This is a genomic window from Pseudomonas sp. A2 (genome assembly GCF_023100865.1).
Classification (GTDB): Bacteria; Pseudomonadota; Gammaproteobacteria; order Pseudomonadales; family Pseudomonadaceae; genus Aquipseudomonas; species Aquipseudomonas asiatica.
On the sequence record NZ_CP039127.1, the window covers coordinates 2,541,843 to 2,558,164 of the forward strand.

At 64.3% G+C, this 16,322-nt stretch carries 18 protein-coding genes; 12 read left to right on the forward strand and 6 right to left on the reverse strand.

The annotated features are described in order from the left end of the window. Positions 1 to 11: 11 nt before the first annotated feature. The 5 genes from E5221_RS11790 to E5221_RS11810 are packed head-to-tail and all read left to right on the forward strand — an operon-like array spanning position 12 to position 4,152. Positions 12 to 692 carry an iron-containing redox enzyme family protein gene (locus tag E5221_RS11790; RefSeq protein ID WP_023663323.1) on the forward strand — a complete coding sequence of 227 codons (681 nt, stop codon included), beginning with the start codon at positions 12 to 14 and terminating at the stop codon, positions 690 to 692. Further along, positions 679 to 1,485 (forward strand): SDR family oxidoreductase, encoded by an 807-nt coding sequence (locus E5221_RS11795; protein ID WP_013972081.1) that lies wholly within the window; start codon positions 679 to 681, stop codon positions 1,483 to 1,485. The genes E5221_RS11790 and E5221_RS11795 overlap by 14 nt, the downstream gene beginning before the upstream one ends. Next, complete coding sequence (locus E5221_RS11800; RefSeq protein WP_247847489.1) at positions 1,482 to 2,123, forward strand: tetratricopeptide repeat protein; 642 nt, start codon at positions 1,482 to 1,484, stop codon at positions 2,121 to 2,123. The genes E5221_RS11795 and E5221_RS11800 overlap by 4 nt, the downstream gene beginning before the upstream one ends. 2 nt (positions 2,124 to 2,125) lie before the next feature. Then, on the forward strand, positions 2,126 to 2,788 hold the full coding sequence (locus tag E5221_RS11805; protein ID WP_003259308.1) for a response regulator: 663 nt from the start codon (positions 2,126 to 2,128) through the stop codon (positions 2,786 to 2,788). Continuing rightward, positions 2,785 to 4,152, forward strand: coding sequence for an ATP-binding protein (locus E5221_RS11810; RefSeq protein WP_247847490.1), 1,368 nt, complete (start codon positions 2,785 to 2,787; stop codon positions 4,150 to 4,152). The genes E5221_RS11805 and E5221_RS11810 overlap by 4 nt, the downstream gene beginning before the upstream one ends. A gap of 7 nt (positions 4,153 to 4,159) precedes the next feature. On the opposite strand, the gene E5221_RS11815 is transcribed toward E5221_RS11810, so the two are convergent. Beyond that, positions 4,160 to 4,546 (reverse strand): VOC family protein, encoded by a 387-nt coding sequence (locus E5221_RS11815; protein ID WP_003259309.1) that lies wholly within the window; start codon positions 4,544 to 4,546, stop codon positions 4,160 to 4,162. A 277-nt stretch (positions 4,547 to 4,823) separates the two neighbouring features. Between E5221_RS11815 and E5221_RS11820 the strand changes: the two genes are divergently transcribed. Then, positions 4,824 to 5,729, forward strand: coding sequence for a LysR family transcriptional regulator (locus E5221_RS11820; protein WP_013972086.1), 906 nt, complete (start codon positions 4,824 to 4,826; stop codon positions 5,727 to 5,729). Between the two features lie 48 nt (positions 5,730 to 5,777). Here the strand turns inward: E5221_RS11820 and E5221_RS11825 are convergent, their stop codons facing one another. Then, the gene (locus E5221_RS11825; RefSeq protein WP_247847492.1) at positions 5,778 to 6,251 is read right to left on the reverse strand and encodes a YMGG-like glycine zipper-containing protein; all 474 of its coding nucleotides are present in this window, start codon (positions 6,249 to 6,251) and stop codon (positions 5,778 to 5,780) included. A gap of 150 nt (positions 6,252 to 6,401) precedes the next feature. Between E5221_RS11825 and E5221_RS11830 the strand changes: the two genes are divergently transcribed. The 4 genes from E5221_RS11830 to E5221_RS11845 are packed head-to-tail and all read left to right on the forward strand — an operon-like array spanning position 6,402 to position 9,808. Then, positions 6,402 to 6,998 carry a paraquat-inducible protein A gene (locus tag E5221_RS11830; RefSeq protein ID WP_013972087.1) on the forward strand — a complete coding sequence of 199 codons (597 nt, stop codon included), beginning with the start codon at positions 6,402 to 6,404 and terminating at the stop codon, positions 6,996 to 6,998. Continuing rightward, complete coding sequence (locus E5221_RS11835) at positions 6,995 to 7,639, forward strand: paraquat-inducible protein A (RefSeq protein WP_061550957.1); 645 nt, start codon at positions 6,995 to 6,997, stop codon at positions 7,637 to 7,639. Before E5221_RS11830 ends, E5221_RS11835 begins: the two co-directional genes overlap by 4 nt. Continuing rightward, the gene (locus E5221_RS11840) at positions 7,623 to 9,263 is read left to right on the forward strand and encodes an MlaD family protein (RefSeq protein WP_061550958.1); all 1,641 of its coding nucleotides are present in this window, start codon (positions 7,623 to 7,625) and stop codon (positions 9,261 to 9,263) included. The genes E5221_RS11835 and E5221_RS11840 overlap by 17 nt, the downstream gene beginning before the upstream one ends. Positions 9,264 to 9,274: 11 nt before the next feature. Next, a complete protein-coding gene (locus E5221_RS11845) occupies positions 9,275 to 9,808 on the forward strand; it encodes a PqiC family protein (RefSeq protein ID WP_247847493.1) in 534 nt (177 codons plus the stop codon). 138 nt (positions 9,809 to 9,946) lie between these two features. Here E5221_RS11845 and E5221_RS11850 read toward each other — a convergent pair whose 3' ends face one another. Next, complete coding sequence (locus E5221_RS11850; protein WP_247847495.1) at positions 9,947 to 11,725, reverse strand: phosphoethanolamine transferase CptA; 1,779 nt, start codon at positions 11,723 to 11,725, stop codon at positions 9,947 to 9,949. Positions 11,726 to 11,878: 153 nt separating this feature from the next. On the opposite strand from E5221_RS11850, the gene E5221_RS11855 reads away from it, so the two are divergent. Further along, on the forward strand, positions 11,879 to 12,025 hold the full coding sequence (locus E5221_RS11855) for a DUF2986 domain-containing protein (protein ID WP_015269977.1): 147 nt from the start codon (positions 11,879 to 11,881) through the stop codon (positions 12,023 to 12,025). Positions 12,026 to 12,186: 161 nt separating this feature from the next. Here E5221_RS11855 and E5221_RS11860 read toward each other — a convergent pair whose 3' ends face one another. Continuing rightward, positions 12,187 to 12,555, reverse strand: a complete 369-nt coding sequence (locus E5221_RS11860; RefSeq protein WP_013972093.1) for a hypothetical protein — start codon at positions 12,553 to 12,555, stop codon at positions 12,187 to 12,189. Between the two features lie 286 nt (positions 12,556 to 12,841). Between E5221_RS11860 and E5221_RS11865 the strand changes: the two genes are divergently transcribed. After that, positions 12,842 to 13,333 (forward strand): GNAT family N-acetyltransferase, encoded by a 492-nt coding sequence (locus E5221_RS11865; RefSeq protein WP_061550960.1) that lies wholly within the window; start codon positions 12,842 to 12,844, stop codon positions 13,331 to 13,333. A 60-nt stretch (positions 13,334 to 13,393) separates the two neighbouring features. On the opposite strand, the gene E5221_RS11870 is transcribed toward E5221_RS11865, so the two are convergent. Further along, the gene (locus tag E5221_RS11870; RefSeq protein WP_025338655.1) at positions 13,394 to 14,767 is read right to left on the reverse strand and encodes an 8-oxoguanine deaminase; all 1,374 of its coding nucleotides are present in this window, start codon (positions 14,765 to 14,767) and stop codon (positions 13,394 to 13,396) included. Positions 14,768 to 14,929: 162 nt separating this feature from the next. Beyond that, complete coding sequence (locus E5221_RS11875) at positions 14,930 to 16,309, reverse strand: APC family permease (RefSeq protein ID WP_247847496.1); 1,380 nt, start codon at positions 16,307 to 16,309, stop codon at positions 14,930 to 14,932. Between the last annotated feature and the right edge of the window lie 13 nt (positions 16,310 to 16,322).

Below are 16,322 nucleotides of genomic sequence, written 5' to 3' on the forward strand. Positions count from 1 at the left end.
CGAGGTTTGCCATGCTTTTCTTCGACATGCTGCAGCAGGAAACCGCCGACGAGCGTACGGCATTGTTCAGTGTCCCGGTCATCCGCGACGCGCTGGCCGGCAAGGCCAGCCTCGAGGCCTATGTGGCCTTTCTCACCCAGGCTTACCACCACGTGCGGCACACCGTGCCATTGATGATGGCCTGCGGGGCCCGTTTGCCGGCGCGGCTTGAGTGGCTGCGCGGCGCAGTGTGCGAGTACATCGACGAGGAGTACGGCCATGAGCGCTGGATTCTCGATGACATCGCCGCCTGCGGTGGCGACCCACACCAGGTGGCCGGCGGCCGGCCGGCATTGCCCATCGAGCTGATGGTGGCATTTCTCTACGACCAGATTGCCCGTGGCAACCCGGTCGGGCTGTTCGGTATGGTCAACGTGCTCGAAGGCACCAGCATTGCCCTCGCCACCCAGGCAGCCGGTACCCTGCAGAGCAGCCTCGGCCTGCCGGACAAGGCGTTCAGCTACCTGAGTTCCCACGGCGCCCTGGACCAGGACCACATGGCCACCTACCGTGGCTTGATGAACCGTCTGGACCAGCCCGAAGACCAGCAGGCGGTAATCCACGCTGCCAAAGTGGTGTATCGCCTGTATACCGCCATGTTCGAAGGGCTGCCGCGTACCGCGCAGCAGGAGGTAAAGCATGCGCTTGCCTGATTGCGTGGCGGTGCTCACCGGTGCCAGCGGTGGCATCGGCCTGGAGTTGGCGGCCCAGCTATGCAGTGCCGGTGCTCGCGTACTGGCGGTCAGCCGGCAGCAGGGCAAGCTGACCGAACTGATGGCGCGCTACCCCGGGCAATTGCGCTGGCAGCAGGCCGACCTGCGCTGCGCCGAAGGCCGCCGTGACGTGCTGGAGGCAGCGCGGGCGATGGGTAGTTGCAACCTGTTGATCAACGCCGCCGGGGTCAACCGCTTCGCCTTGCTCGAACAGATGGACGAGGCCGCCCTCGACGAGTTGTTCGACCTCAACATCAAGGCCGCCGTGCAGCTCACCCGCTTGTGCCTGCCGCTGCTGCGCGCCCAGCCCAGTGCGCTGGTGGTGAACGTGGGGTCGATCTACGGCTCCATCGGCTACCCAGGCTACGCCACCTACTGCGCCAGCAAGTTTGCCTTGCGCGGGTTCTCCGAGGCATTGCGCCGCGAGCTTGCCGACACCTCGGTGAACGTGCTGTATGCCGCACCGCGCACTACCCGCACGACGATGAACAGTAGCGCCGCGCAGGCCCTTAATCAGGCGTTGAAGGTAGGCGTCGATGACCCGCAGGATGTCGCCCGGGCGGTGCTCGACGCGGTACAGGCCGAGCGCAGCGAACTGTACCTGGGTTGGCCGGAGAAACTCTTCGTGCGCCTTAACGGCATGCTGCCAGGCGTGGTCGACCGCGCCCTGCGCAAGCAATTGCCGCTGATCCGTCGCTACAGCAACTGGCACAGCAAGGAGTCGAGCAAATGAAACGTCTGATACTGGCCAGCCTGCTGGCCATCGCCCCGTTCACCTGGGCCCTCGACCAGAACGGTACCCAGCAACTCAACGCCATCCAGCAGCGCTGGGCGGTGGTTCGCTATAACCTGCCCGAAGCCCAGCGTGCCGGGGCATTCGAGGCCCTGGCGGTACAGTCGGCGGCGTTGGTGCACCAGCATCCGGGCTCGGCCGAGCCGCTGATCTGGGACGGCATCGTCAACAGCAGCTGGGCCGGCGCCACCGGTGGGCTGGGCGCGTTGGGCAAGGTCAAGGCCGCCCGCGCCAGCCTGGAAAAGGCCCTGGCCATGGACCCCAAGGCGCTGCAAGGCTCGGCCTACACCAGCCTGGGCGCGCTGTACGACCAAGTGCCCGGCTGGCCATTGAGCTTCGGCGACCAGGCCAAGGCCGAGGCCATGCTTCGCCAGGCGCTGGCGATCAACCCGGACGGTATCGACAGCAACTATTTCTGGGCCGACCACCTGTACCGGCAAAACCGCTACGACGAAGCCCGCGCCGCCCTGCAAAAGGCGTTGCAGGCACCGCCCCGGCCCGGGAGAGAGTTGGCCGACCAGGGCCGGCGTGGTGAAATAGATGCTTTACTCAAAGCGATCAAGGACAAACAGGATTAAGCATGCGCTTGCTGTTGGTAGAAGACGACGCCGCGTTGGGGGAGGGGATTTGTGACGGCCTGCGCCGCGAGGGCTATACCCTCGACTGGTTGCAGGATGGCGCCAGTGCCTTGCATGCCCTGTGCCACGAAGAGTTCGACCTGGCCATCCTCGACCTGGGCTTGCCGCGCCTGGATGGCATCGAGTTGCTGCGGCGCCTGCGTGCGGCCGGGAAGACCCTGCCGGTGCTGGTGCTGACCGCCCGCGACGCCACCGATGACCGCATTGCCGGGCTGGATGCCGGCGCCGACGACTATCTGGTCAAACCCTTCGACCTCAACGAACTCAAGGCCCGCTTGCGGGCCTTGCTGCGGCGCAGTAGTGGCCGCGCCCGCGTGCTGATAGAGCATGCCGGGGTATGCCTGGATCCGGTCAGCCAGCAGGTGCACTACCTGGGCCAGCCGGTGGTACTCACGCCCAAGGAATACCTGCTGCTGCACGAACTGCTGGCTCAGCCGGGCAAGGTGTTCACCCGCGAACGCTTGACCCAGTTGCTGTATGGCTGGGATGAAGAGCCGGAGAGCAACACCCTGGAAGTGAACATCTACCACCTGCGCAAGAAGCTGTTCAACGGCCTGATCCGCACCGTGCGCGGGATTGGCTATCTGGTGGAACGCAAGTCATGAGCTCGTTGCGCCAACGCACCTTGTGGCGGGTGATGCTGCTGTTGCTGGTCGGCAGCGGATTGCTGGCGCTGTACAACTATCACGACAGCCGCCACGAAATCAACGAAGTGTACGACGCCCACCTGGCGCAGAACGCCCGGCTGCTGCAGGGTATCATGAGCCTGCCGGTGCAAGAGCAGAGCCGTGACGAGTTGTACCGCGCCTTCGACGAGGCCTTGAGCAAGGCCGGGCACCACAAGGTGGGGCACCGCTACGAGAGCAAGCTGGCCTTCCAGGTATGGGCCGACGACGGCGGGCTGCTGGTACACACGCCCAGCGCCCCGCAGCTGGGGCAGGCGCCGCGGGTGCCGGGTTTTGCCGACGTGGTGGTGGATGGGCGCCGTTGGCGCAGTTTTGTCTTGCCTGTGCCGGAAAAACACTGGGTGATCTGGGTGGGCGAGCGCAACGACGTGCGTGACGACCTGATCGAACGCATCGTGCAGCACACGCTGTTGCCATTCCTGTTCGGCAGCCTGGCCCTGGCCTTGCTGGTGTGGGCGGCCATAGGCTGGGGGCTGCGGCCGCTGCAGAACATGGCCAGGGTGATCCGCGCCCGTCACGCCGAGTCGCTCGAGCCGTTGCAGCTGGTGCCGTTGCCTAAGGAGCTGGAGCCGATGCAGGCGGCGATCAACCGCCTGCTCGGGCAGATCGACGACCTGCTGCGCCGCGAGCACCGTTTCATCGCCGACGCTGCCCACGAGATGCGCACGCCCTTGGCCATCCTGCGCCTGCATGCGCAGAACGCCCTCAATGCAGACAGCGCTGCCGAGCGGGACAAGGCCCTGCAGTTCCTGATGGGCGGCGTCGACCGCCTTGCCCGGGTGGTCAACCAGTTGTTGACCCTGGCCCGCCTGGAGCCGCGACCAGGCCGGCGTGACTGGCCGCGGGTGGACCTGGAGGGCGTGGTGGCCGAGACTCTGGCAGAGCTTACCCCCTGGATACTGGAGCGCGGGCTGGAGCCTTCGCTGGACATCGCCGCCGGCGACTACCATTTGCACACCGACGCTGGCGCGCTGGGTATTGCCTTGCAGAACCTGGTGGCCAATGCCGTGGACCATTCGCCTGCAGGCGGTCGCGTCACCGTGACACTGCAGTGCGAAGGCCAGGCCCTGCTGGTCAGCGTCGACGACGAAGGGCCGGGCATAGCGGTGGTTGACCAGCAGCGGGTGTTCGAGCGTTTCTACAGCAAGGGCTCGACCAATGGCGCCGGGCTGGGGTTGTCGATCGTCAGCACCATCATGACCCGCCTGGGTGGTAGCGTGCAGTTGCGCAACCAGACGCCACACGGATTGCGCGCGACCTTGCGCCTGCCCGTGGAGCCCTGAACGCTTGCTAGTGTTTCTGGGCGATCTGGATCAGGTTGCCGCAAGTGTCATCGAACACCGCTACGGTGACCGGCCCCATGGCAGTAGGCGGTTGGGTGAACTGCACGCCCGCTGCGCACAGCCGGGTATATTCGGCCTGGATGTCCCGCACGCCGAACGAGGTGGCGGGGATGCCGTCCTGCTTGAGCGCGGCCTTGTAGACCTTGGCGGCCGGGTGCGCGTCAGGCTCGAGCAGCAGCTCGACGCCGTTGGGGTCGTTGGGGGAGGTGAGGGTCAACCAGCGGTGTCGGCCCATGGGGATGTCGTGCTTGGGCTCGAAACCGAGTACGTAGTGGTAGAACGCCAGGGCCTTGGCCTGGTCGTCGACGAGGATGCTGGTGACCACGATCTTCATAAGCGCACACCCTATGTCCGGAGCCGATGAGTACTAGTAAAGACAATCAGGGGTATTTGACCAGTGGGCTGTCAGGCTCCTGTGGGCTTTAGCCGCGAACACCGGCGAAGCCCGTGCCATGCGCCGCGTTGGATTCTTCGCGGCTAAAGTCCCCCTACAAAAAACCTGCTCAAGCCATAGGTAAATCCTTCATCACCCGGCCCCCACCCAGCCGCTGCCGAGGGTAAAGTGACAGGCATGATCCCAGCGCGCCCAGACCGGCGTCAGAGAGGTGCCCGTGGCGGCCTACACATTGCGACAACTCAAGTACTTCGTCACCACCGTCGAGGCCGGCAGCGTGGCCGAGGCTTCACGCCAGCTGTACATTGCCCAGCCGTCCATCTCCACGGCCATCAAGAGCCTGGAAGAAAGCTTCGGCGTGCAGCTGTTCATCCGCCACCACGCCCAGGGTGTGTCTCTGACGCCCAGCGGCAAGCGCTTCTATGCCAAGACCAAGTCGCTGCTGCAGATGGCCCACGAATTCGAGCAGAACGCCCTGGCCGACAACGACACCGTGGCCGGGCAAATCGACATCGGCTGCTTCGAAACCGTGGCACCGCTGTACCTGCCGCGCCTGATCGCCGGCTTTCGCCAGCGTTACCCGGGGGTGGATATCCGCCTGCGCGACGGCGAGCAGCAGGACCTGATCCAGGGCCTGACTGCCGGTACCTTCGACCTGGCGTTCCTCTACGACCATGACCTGGACGGCACCATCGAGGCCGAGCCGCTGATGCCGCCGCAGAAGCCCTATGTGCTGCTCCCCGAGAACCACCGCTTCGCCGGGCAGGCCCAGGTGTCGCTGCGCGATCTGTGCCCGGAGCCGATGATCCTGCTGGACGTTGCCCCCAGCCGTACCTACTTCGTCAGCCTGTTCAACGAAATGGGCCTGACGCCCAATATCGTCTTCAGTTCGCCGTCGATCGAGATGGTACGCGGCATGGTCGGGCAGGGCTTTGGCTTTTCGCTGCTGGTGACGCGGCCGCATTCGGAGTACACCTACGACGGGCAACGCCTGGCCATGCTGGATATCGCCGAGCCAGTGGCGCTGTCAGGGCTGGCGGCGGCGTGGTTGAAACGGGTGCAACTGACCAAGCCGGCGCAGTTGTTCGTCGAGTTTTGCCGGGAAGAACTGGCCAAGTTCTGAAACGGGCACGCCATGCATCCTCCTGCCGAGGCATGGCGTGCCTGCTGATCAGGGGTTGACCTGATAGCCGCGACCTTGCAGGCAGCCGGCGTAGGCACTGGCATGAGCCTGGGCTTTCGCTTCGTCCTGGCCGCGCCGGTCCTGACGGCGGTCCTGACGCTGGCGCATGCCACCAACCGCAGCACCGGCGGCGGCCACTTCGCCGGCGCGGTTCTGTCGGTATTGCTCCTTGGCATCGTCACCGACCCGGTCATACAGCTCGTCGTGCTGGTTGCCGCGCACCTGCGCGCCTGCCGCACCGGCAACCGCGCCGGCGGCGGCACTGCGTACCCGGCCACCGACATGGGGGTCGCTGGAGGTCGCGGCACTGTTCGCGGCATTGGTCGCGACAGTATTGCAATCATTGATATCCAGTTGCATCTGCTGGCTGCTCTGGCCCTTGAGCGGCACCACCGACTGCGCCTGGGCTGCCGATGCCGCGCACAGCAGCACCAGCAGGCAACTCCACGTGAACGTACGCATGGCAAACCTCCAGCGGGTGGGGATCCCGTTTCACAGGATAGTTCTCTTTGCTGCCGATGATGGCAGTTTTGCCGGGATGGTCTAAACCGGATATCAAACGTGGTTCGCCTGCGTATCACGGCGTGAATCCGGGCTACCTGTGGAAACCCCATGAGCCAGAGCCAGCAACTGATCATCTGTGAGTACTGTGACACGGTGTACCACCGTGCGCCGCTGCTCAAGCACCAGCGCGCCGTTTGCCAGCGCTGTGGCGGCGTACTGTACCGGCATACCTCGCTGACGGTGCAGCAACGCCTGGCCCTGAGTGTGACGGGTGGCATCCTGCTGGTGTTCGCCAACGCCTACCCGGTGATGACCATCGGCATGCAAGGGCTCACCCATTCCGCGACATTATGGGACTCGGTACAGATCCTCAGCCACGGCAGCATCACCTTCATCGCCCTGGTCATGGCCCTGTCGATCATCTTTGCGCCGGTGCTGCAGATTACGCTCTTGTGCTGGGTGTTGGGTTTCGCCCTGGCCGGCCAGCGCGCACCCGGTTTTGCCCTGTGCATGCGCAGCCTGGAGGGCCTGCGGCCTTGGAGCATGCTGGAGGTATGCCTGCTGGGGGCGATGGTGGCGGTGATCAAGCTGGCGGGGTTTCTCGATGTGATACCTGGCATCGGCCTGCTGGCGCTGGCCGCGCTGAGCATGCTGATTATCCATATCGCCGGCAAGGACATCCGCGGCCTTTGGGAGCAGGTATGAATATCCCGGCCAACGCCGACGACCTGGGCCTGTGCCTGTGCCATGGCTGCGGTCAGGCCTGCGAACTGGGCAGCGACAAGCACACCTGCGAGCGCTGTGGTGCCGCCATCCACCGGCGCAAGGCCAATGCAATCAGCCGTGGCTGGGCGTTTCTGCTGGCGGCGCTGGTTTTCTACATTCCCGCCAACCTGCTGCCGGTGATGCACACCGAAATGCTCGGCAGTGGCAGCGAAAGCACCATCGGCGGCGGCGTGCTGGAGTTCTGGGAGGCAGGGGCCTGGGACATCGCGCTGATCATCTTCATTGCCAGCGTGGGTGTGCCGGCCATCAAGTTCTTCTCGCTCGGCCTGTTGCTGTTCACCGCCCAGCGCGGTTCTACCTGGGCCTGCCGGCAGCGCTCGCAGCTGTACCGTTTCGTCGAGCTTATCGGCTACTGGTCGATGCTCGATGTGATGGTGGTGGCGCTGGTGGCGGCGCTGGTGCAACTGCGCGGGCTGGGCACCATCGAGCCGCGGGTGGGCATCCTGTTTTTCGGCATGGTGGTGGTACTGACCATGTTTTCTGCGATGAGCTTCGATCCACGCCTGATCTGGGATAGCCGTACCAACGAGGGAGGCCGCATTGATGGTGCAACAGACTGACAAGCGCGAGGGCGCGGGGCAGGTTGAAGTGCGCACCCGGCGCTGGAGCGTGTCGCTGGTATGGATCGTGCCGATACTGGCGATCCTGATCGGCGCTTCGCTGGTGGTGCGCAACTGGATGCAGCAGGGCCCGGTCATCGCCATTTCCTTCCACACCGGGGAAGGGCTGGTGGCGCACAAGACCCAGGTCAAGTACCGCAGCGTGGTGATCGGCGAAGTCACCACGGTGGACCTGGCCGACGACAAGAAGAGCGTGGTCGCCAAGGTCCAGCTGTCCAACGACGCCCGTGCGTTCGCCACCCAGGGGGCGCGCTTCTGGGTGGTGCGGCCACGCATTGGCGTGGGCGGCGTGTCCGGCGTGGACACGCTGCTGTCGGGCAGTTTCATCGGGGCGGATTCCGGCGAATCGAAAGTGCCGGAAAAGTCCTTTGTCGGCCTGGAGCTGCCACCGCCGATCACCTACGACGAAAAGGGCAAGCGCTTTGTCCTGACCGCAAGTGACCTGGGCTCGCTGGATATTGGCTCGTCGATCTACTACCGCAAGATCCCGGTGGGCGAAGTGGTGTCCTTTGCCCTGCAGGGCGATGGCAAGGGCGTGGAGATCGGCGTGTTCGTGCAGGCCCCTTACGACAGCTTCGTCACCGCCGATACCCGCTTCTGGAACGCCAGTGGCGTCGACATGCAGATCGGTGCCAACGGCCTGAAGATCGATACCGAATCACTGTCATCGATCCTGGTGGGCGGGTTGGCCTTTGGCTCGCCCGACTTCGCCCCGCAAGCCGAGCCTGCTGCCGACCAGGCGCACTTCCAGCTGTTTGCCGACCGCGATACCGCCCTGGCACCGCCCAGTGGCCAGGCCCAGTACCTGCAGTTGCGCTTCGACCAGGCCATGCGCGGCTTGTCGGTAGGCGCCCCAGTGGAGTTCAAGGGGGTCGAGTTTGGCCGAGTCACATCGGTGCAGCTCGACTATGATGCCACCCGCCAGACCTTCCCGGTGGTGGTCGAAGCGGTGATCTACCCGCAGCGGCTGGGGCCGGTACACCGCAAGATGCTGTCTGTGTTCAAGCATTCCGAAGGTGACATGGACGGCGCGCGACGGTTGATCGGCACCTTCGTCGAGCACGGCCTGCGGGCCCAGGCGCGCAGCGGCAACCTGATCACCGGGCAGATGTTCATCTCCCTGGACTTCTACCCGGATGCCCCCAAGGTGGCCTTCGACAAGACCGCAGACCCAATCACCATCCCCACATTGCCCGGCAGCCTGGAGCAGCTCCAGGAACAGCTGCAGCGGGTGGTGGAGCGCATCAGCAAACTGCCGCTGGAGAGCATCGCCAGCAACCTGGACGGCAGCCTGCGAGAGCTGCGTGCCAGCCTCAAGCAGTTCAATGGCCAGACGCTGCCGGAGGTGAAGGTGGCACTGGACGAAGTGCACAAGACCCTGAGCACGGCCAATTCGGCCATTTCCGAGGACTCGCCGCAGCGCGAGCGGATGGGGGAAACCCTGGACGAACTGGAGCGCATGTCGCGTTCGCTGCGTGACCTTGCCGATTACCTGGGGCGGCACCCCGAATCACTGATACGCGGCCGGCCGAAAGCGGCCACTGCCGCCGAGCTGGAACCCTGAGGAGACAGCCGATGCTTCGACTGCGCAATGTATGTGGCGCCGGCCTGCTGGCAGTGCTGTTGGGCTGCAGCAGTACCCCGAACAACTATCACACGCTGGTACCGAGCGAGCCTGTACGCGACGGTGGCCAGCGCATCCAGGTGGCGAGGGTGGTCGTGCCGCCGCAAGTGGACCGCCCGCAGTTGGTGGTGCGGCAAGGGCAGAGCGGCCTGGCCATCCTCGAGACGGAGTGGTGGGGCGCCAACCTGGTGGATGAGTTTCGCAGCGCCTTGCAGGACCAGTTGGGCGGGCCGGTGGGTGGCGGCAAGGGGTTGCTGCGCGTGGACGTGCAGCGCTTCGATACCGTGCCGGGGCGCTACGCCTCGCTGGAGGCGGTATGGCGCCTGACGCGCTCGGGGGAGGCCGAACTGACCTGCCGTACCTCGCTACAGACGCCCGCAGACAACAGCATCGCCAGCCTGGTCAATGCCCACCAGGCCAATCTGCGCAAACTGGCCGAGGCGGTGCGGGTGAGTGCCCGTCAGGGCAGCTGTTCTGCATCCTGAGCGTCTCGCGGACCGTTGTAGGAGCGGCCTTGTGTCGCGATAGGGCCGCATGGCGGCCCCAGCAATCGTTGTTGTAATGCTTAAAGCCGGGGACCGCTTCGCGGCCCTATCGCGACACAAGGCCGCTCCTACAAGCAATCAGTCCAGGCGTCCAGCATTCTGTTTCTTGCCACTGCTGACCGTTTCCTGTGCCCGCTCGGTTTTGTCCATTGGCAACTGGTCGAAGTCGCGCAGGCCATCCTTGCGGTACGGGTCGCCGATCCAGCGCGGCGCCACCAGAAACTGCGGGCTCACCAGGCTCTTGGCCGGCTCGTAACGGTCGTAGCTCAGCCCGGCCAGGTCGGACAGGGTATGGATCAGGTGCGAGCTGCTGTAGGGGCGATCGGCCATCGCCTGCAAGTCGCGCGGGTGCTCGGCCTGCCAGCTTGGCGAAGTCCACAGCAAGAACGGGATGGTGTACATCGGCCGGGTCGGCGCGCCTTCGTTGCGCCCCAGGCGGTCGTGGTTGCCAGAGCTGTACACATCTTCGCCATGGTCGGACAGGTACAGCAGGAAACCATTGGGGGAACTGGCCGAGTAACGCTTGATCAGGCTAGACACCACGTAGTCGTTGTAGCGCACCGCGTTGTCGTAGAAGTTGTAGGTTTGCACCTGGTCGTCGGTCAGCTTGCCGGGCACCCCCTGGCGGTCGTTGAAGTGCGCGTAATCGTCCGGGTAGCGGTAGCGATAGTCCATGTGCGTACCCAGCAGGTGCACGATGATGAACTTGTTTGGCGCTGGGTCCTGCAGTGCCTTCTCGAACGGCGACAGCACCACGTCGTCGTATTGGCTGGCATTCTGGTTGCGCTGGTTGTTCAGGTAGACCGGCACGTCCGTCTGCTGCGAGAAGGTGGTCAGCATGGTGTTGCGCTTGGTCATGGTCTGCTGGTTGGTGATCCAGAAGGTCTTGTAGCCGGCCTGCTTCATCAGGTTGATCAGTGACGGGTCGGTGAGGAAACGGTCCGGGTTCTGCTCGTCGCCGAAGGTGAGGATCTGCTGCATCACTTCGATGGTATACGGGCGTGGCGACACCACGTTGCGGAACACCGTCAGGCCCTTGTCGCTGGCGGCCAGCGCATCGAGGTTGGGCGTGGTGTCGCGGTTGTAGCCATACAGGTGCATGTGTTCGCGAGTGGTGGATTCGCCCAGTACCAGCACCAGCGTGCGTGGCGCTGCACCACTGCTGTCACGCAGGTTCTGCAGGGGCGGCAGCGCGGCGTTCTTGGCCAGCAGCTCCTGCATGTTGTCCAGTTGCTGGCGGTACTGGCGGTAGCCGACCAGCAGTTGCCAAGGCACGGCGGGCTCCATGCGTTGCTGCACTTTCTCCGCCGCGTCGGCGAAGCTGCGCTCCTGGGTGACCATCTGCTTGTAGAACGGGTACACCAGGTTGGCCAACAGCAACAAGGCGACCACCGGCAGGCGGCTGCGCAGTGGCAGGCTGACCGGGCGCACGCGCTTCCATAGCAGCACCGCCCCCAGCGTGTACAACAGCAATGCCAGGCCCAGCCAGGCGCTGAAGTACTGGCTGAAGTACTCACCGGCCTCGGCGGTGTTGGACTCGAACATCACGAAAATGACGCTTTGCGAGAACTCCTGGCGATAGATGCCGAAGTAGCTCAGGCCCACAAGTGAAGCAGCCCACAACACCAGGCCGATGACCGCTGCCGTGGCGCGAGTGAAACGCGGCAGCAGCAGTGCCGGGGCCAGCCACAGGCTGCTGAGGAAGAATGCATCGCGAAAACCGGCGAACCCGGTGGTACCGCTGAACAGCAGCAACGCCTGGGTCACCCCCGAGAAGTACCAGAAGAACAGCAAAAGCCAGCCCAGGCCGGCCCAATCCACGCGCTTGGGCGAGGAGGGGGATGGAGTGTGTGACACGTATGCCTCGTCGTACTTGGCGGCCAGCGGATGTGCTCGTGGCCGGAAAGGGCGTGACGCTAATCTGCCGAGCGTGAAAATAACGTCAACGAGACGCTGGCCCAGGCAAGGTATGATGTATTCAGCCAAACCGGACTGACAGGTCGAGTGAGAATGAACCGTCGCAAGAAGATCAAGCAGCTACTGCAGGCGCACGCCAAGAAGGCCAGTGCCAAGCTGGCGCCGCGCAAGCCCAAGTACATTTGCAAGGCCGACCGTTTGAAGATGGAGGCCGAGGCGGCAGCGGATACCCCCACCTGACTGGCTGGCGCGGACCTTGTAGGAGCGGCCTTGTGTCGCGATCGGGCCGCAGAGCGGCCCCCTGGTTCCAGCATTACGGCAACCAATGCTGGGGCTGCTGCGCAGCCCTTTCGCGACACAAGGCCGCTCCCACATCGAGCGTGCCAACTGCGGATCAACGATCAACGGCGATAGTAGCGGTAGTCATCGTTGTAGCGGTGGTGCATGGCCCGCTCATGGCGGTGCTCCCAGTCGCGGCGCCGTTCCCAGTCGCGTCGGCGTTCCCAGTCTCGCCGGCGCTCCCAATCACGGCGGGCCTGCTCGCGCCGCCACTGTTCGCGGCGCCAGTCGCTGCGGTGGTCATGCCAGCGGTCGTCATCGTGGGCCAGCAACGTGGCTGGCTGTTCATCGGCCACACTGGCCACCCTGGACCAGGGGTTGCCGGCAGGCTGCAACGGTGATTGAACCGCCGGGGCAGCCACTGCGGGCGCCTTCATCTGTGTTGCCGATGCCGTGCCCATCGCCGCGAACGAGAACAGGCCGAGCAGCATCAACCTTGCGACATGTATTTTCATGAGCGAAGCCAACCTCTGATAACAATTGAGCCATCAGGCCAGCAGGTGTCGGGCGAACCTAGTCTCGCGTTCCGTTTCCTTTCTGTGCCTCCCACATAGACCGGTAAACGGGAAAAAGTTCGCAGCGGCAACAACTTGTAGAACTTCAGCGCTTCAAAAAAGGGCACCTTGCGCCTATGACAACACAAAACAAGCTGTACCTGTGGTAGCGGCGCTCATTTACCATGGCGGTTGTTTTTGCCCATTACCAAGGAAACCCGCCATGAGCGCCCCCCAGTTTCGCACCCCCACAGCCGCCGACGCCGAACGCTGTTACGCCATCGAAATCGGTGCCTATGAAGGCGACGAGGCGGCCACGCTGGAGAAGATCCGCACTCGCATCGCGCAGTATCCGCAGGGCTTCCTGGTGCTGGAAAACGCGGGCGAGATCGTCGGTTTCATCAATAGCGGCTGTGCCCACGAAGTGGTGATGTCCGACGAGGCATTCAAGGAGTTGGTCGGGCACGACCCGGCGGCGCCAAACGTGGTGATCATGTCGGTGGTGGTTGACCCGGCGTACCAGGGCAAAGGCTACGCCAAGCAGTTGATGGATGAATTCATCGCACGCATGAAGGCGGCGGGCAAGCTGACCATTCACCTGATGTGCAAGGAGCAGCATGTGGCCCTGTACCAGAAGCTGGGGTATCAGTACGTGAAACCGTCGCCGTCGGACCACGGCGGCATGGCCTGGCATGAGATGCTCATGGTCCTCTGATTTCGCAAGACACGGCAGCGTTGCCGGCGATGGGCCGCCAAGGCGGCCCCGAATGGTTGCTTACTCGCCGCTGACCAGCTGGCGTGCCAACTGGTTGTGGCGCTCCAGCACCCGTGGCAGGTCGACCGTGGCCAGCTGGCCGTCCTTCACCACCACACGGCCATTGATGACACTGGTGTGCACCTGGGTCGGGGTGCAGAACACCAGCGCCGCCAACGGGTCGTGGTGGCCACCGGCATAGGCCACGTGGCCGAGGTCGAAGGCGACGAAATCGGCCACCATGCCTGGCGCCAGTGCGCCGATGTCATTGCGGTTGAGCACCTTGGCGCCGCCGAGCGTTGCAATTTCCAGCGCCTCGCGCGCAGTCATCGCGTCTGGGCCGAAGCCAACCCGTTGCAGCAGCAAGGCCTGGCGCACTTCACCGATCATGCTGGCGCCGTCGTTGGATGCCGAACCGTCGACCCCAAGGCCCACCGGCACACCGTGGTCGCGCATCTTGCGCACCGGGGCGATGCCCGAGGCCAGGCGCATGTTCGAGCACGGGCAGTGGGCGACGCCGGTACCGGTACGGGCGAACAGTTCGATGCCGTGCTGGTCGAGTTGCACACAGTGGGCGTGCCACACATCGTGGCCAACCCAGCCGAGGTCTTCGGCATATTCGGCGGGGGTCATGCCGAACTTCTCGCGGCTGTAGGCGATGTCGTTGACGTTCTCGGCCAGGTGGGTGTGCAACGACACCCCGTACTGGCGCGCCAGCACGGCTGCTTCGCGCATCAGGTCGCGGCTGACCGAGAACGGCGAGCAGGGCGCCACCACGATGCGGCGCATCGAGCCGTGGCTGGCGTCGTGATAGTCCTCGATCAGGCGCTGGGATTCCTTGAGGATGTCGGCTTCCTTTTCCACCACCGAATCAGGCGGCAGTCCGCCCTGGCTGCGGCCCACGCTCATGCTGCCGCGCGCGGCGTGGAAGCGCATGCCGATCTCGTCGGCGGCATGGATGCTGTCGTCGAGCTTGCAGCCGTTGGGGTAGATGTACAGGTGGTCGCTGGAGGTGGTGCAGCCGGACAGGATCAGTTCGGCCATGGCGGTCTGGGTCGACACCGCGATCATCTCGGGGGTCAGGCGTGCCCAGATCGGGTACAGGTTGGTCAACCAGTTGAAGAGCTCGCCGTCCTGGGCCGCCGGCACCACGCGGGTGAGGCTCTGGTACATGTGGTGGTGGGTGTTGACCAGGCCCGGGATGACCACCTTGCCGGCCATGTCCAGCACCACATCGGCGTGCTGTGGCAGGGTATCGCTGGGGCCGACCTGACGGATCAGGTTGCCTTCGATGAACATTCCGCCGTTCCTGATCTCGCGGCGTTCGCCGTCCATGGTGACCAGCAGTTCGGCGTTTTTGACCAGTAGCGTTCTTGGAGCATTTGTAGATGACATGGCTTAAGCCTGTCGCAATACGCATCGGCGATTACCGATGTCATAGGCGCATGGCATTGTAAGCAAGGTTTTTGTGGATTGTATACAGGGCTGATGGTCCTGTGCTGGCCTCTGTATGCGCGGCCCCCTGTGGGACCGCGCAAATGCTCGACAGCGCGTAAGTCACTCGGCCATCTGCAACTCCGGCAGCTTCACCCTGAACGCGCGGGTAAGCCCCAGTAGCACCACAAGGCCCATGCCCATCCAGCACAAACCGATGGTGAACGACAGGCTGGTAAGGCTGCTCCACAGCCACAACGTGCTGAGGAAGCCCAGGCCGGGAATGGCGCCATACAGCAAGTAGTTGCGACCACCACGCAGCTTGTGGTCGATCAGGTAGTGCTTGACCACGGCCAGGTTCACCGCCGAGAAGGCGAACAGCGCGCCAAAGCTGATCATGTTGGCCACCGTGTCGAGGCTGATCACCAAGGCAATCAGCGACAGCAGGCTGACCAGGAGGATGGCCGTGGCCGGTACGCGCTTTTTCGTCACCAGCTGGCCGAACGCGCGGGGCAACGCACCGTCGCGGCCCATGGCGAACAGCACTCGCGACACGCTGGCCTGGGACACCATGGCCGAGGCGAAGCAGCCGGCCACGTAGGTGGCGGTGAAGGCCGTCACCAGCAGCTCGCCGCCGACCCGGCGCATCACATCCACCGACGCCGAGTCCGGGTCGGCGAAGCTGCCCCAGTCAGGGAATACCATTTGTGCGCAGTACGACACCACCAGGAACAACATGCCGCCGATCAGCGACACGGCGAGGATCGCCACGGGGATGCGGTAGGTGGGGTTGCTGGTTTCCTCGGCCATGGTCGAGACCGCATCGAAGCCCAGGAACGACAGGCACAGCACGGCGGCGCCGGTCATGATCAACGGCACGCTGAAGCCTTCGTGGTGGAACGGCGCCAGCAGCGACACCGGCTGCGCCTGCCCGCTGAGGTTGTGGATGGACAGGGCGACGAACACGACGATGAACACCAGTTGCACCAACACCAGTATCCAGTTCACCCGGGTGATCGACTCGATGCCGATCAGGTTGAGGAATGTGACCAGGGCAATGGAGCCCGCCACCCACACCCAGGCGTGGATGGCCGGGAAGTACTCCGACATGTAGATGCCGATCAGCAGGTAGCTGAGCAGCGGCAGGAAGATGTAGTCGAGCAGCAGGGTCCAGCCGGTGATGAAACCGATGTGGCTGCCGAAGGCCTTGCGGGTGTAGGTGTAGACCGAGCCGGAGTAGGGGTGGGCCTGGACCATGCGGCCATAGCTGTAGGCGGTCAGCAGCATGGCGGCGAGGGTCAGCAGGTAGGCGATGGGCAGGTGCCCCTTGGTCATCTGGGTGACCAGCCCGTAGGTGGTGAATACTGCAAGGGGGACCATGTAGGCCAGGCCGAACAGCACCAGGGCGGGCAGCCCCATGGACTTGCGGAAACGGCCGTTGCTGGCGGTGGGTTGCGACGGGCTATGTGCAGGGCTATGGGCTGTACTTGTTGTTGTATGCATTGCTAACTCCTGG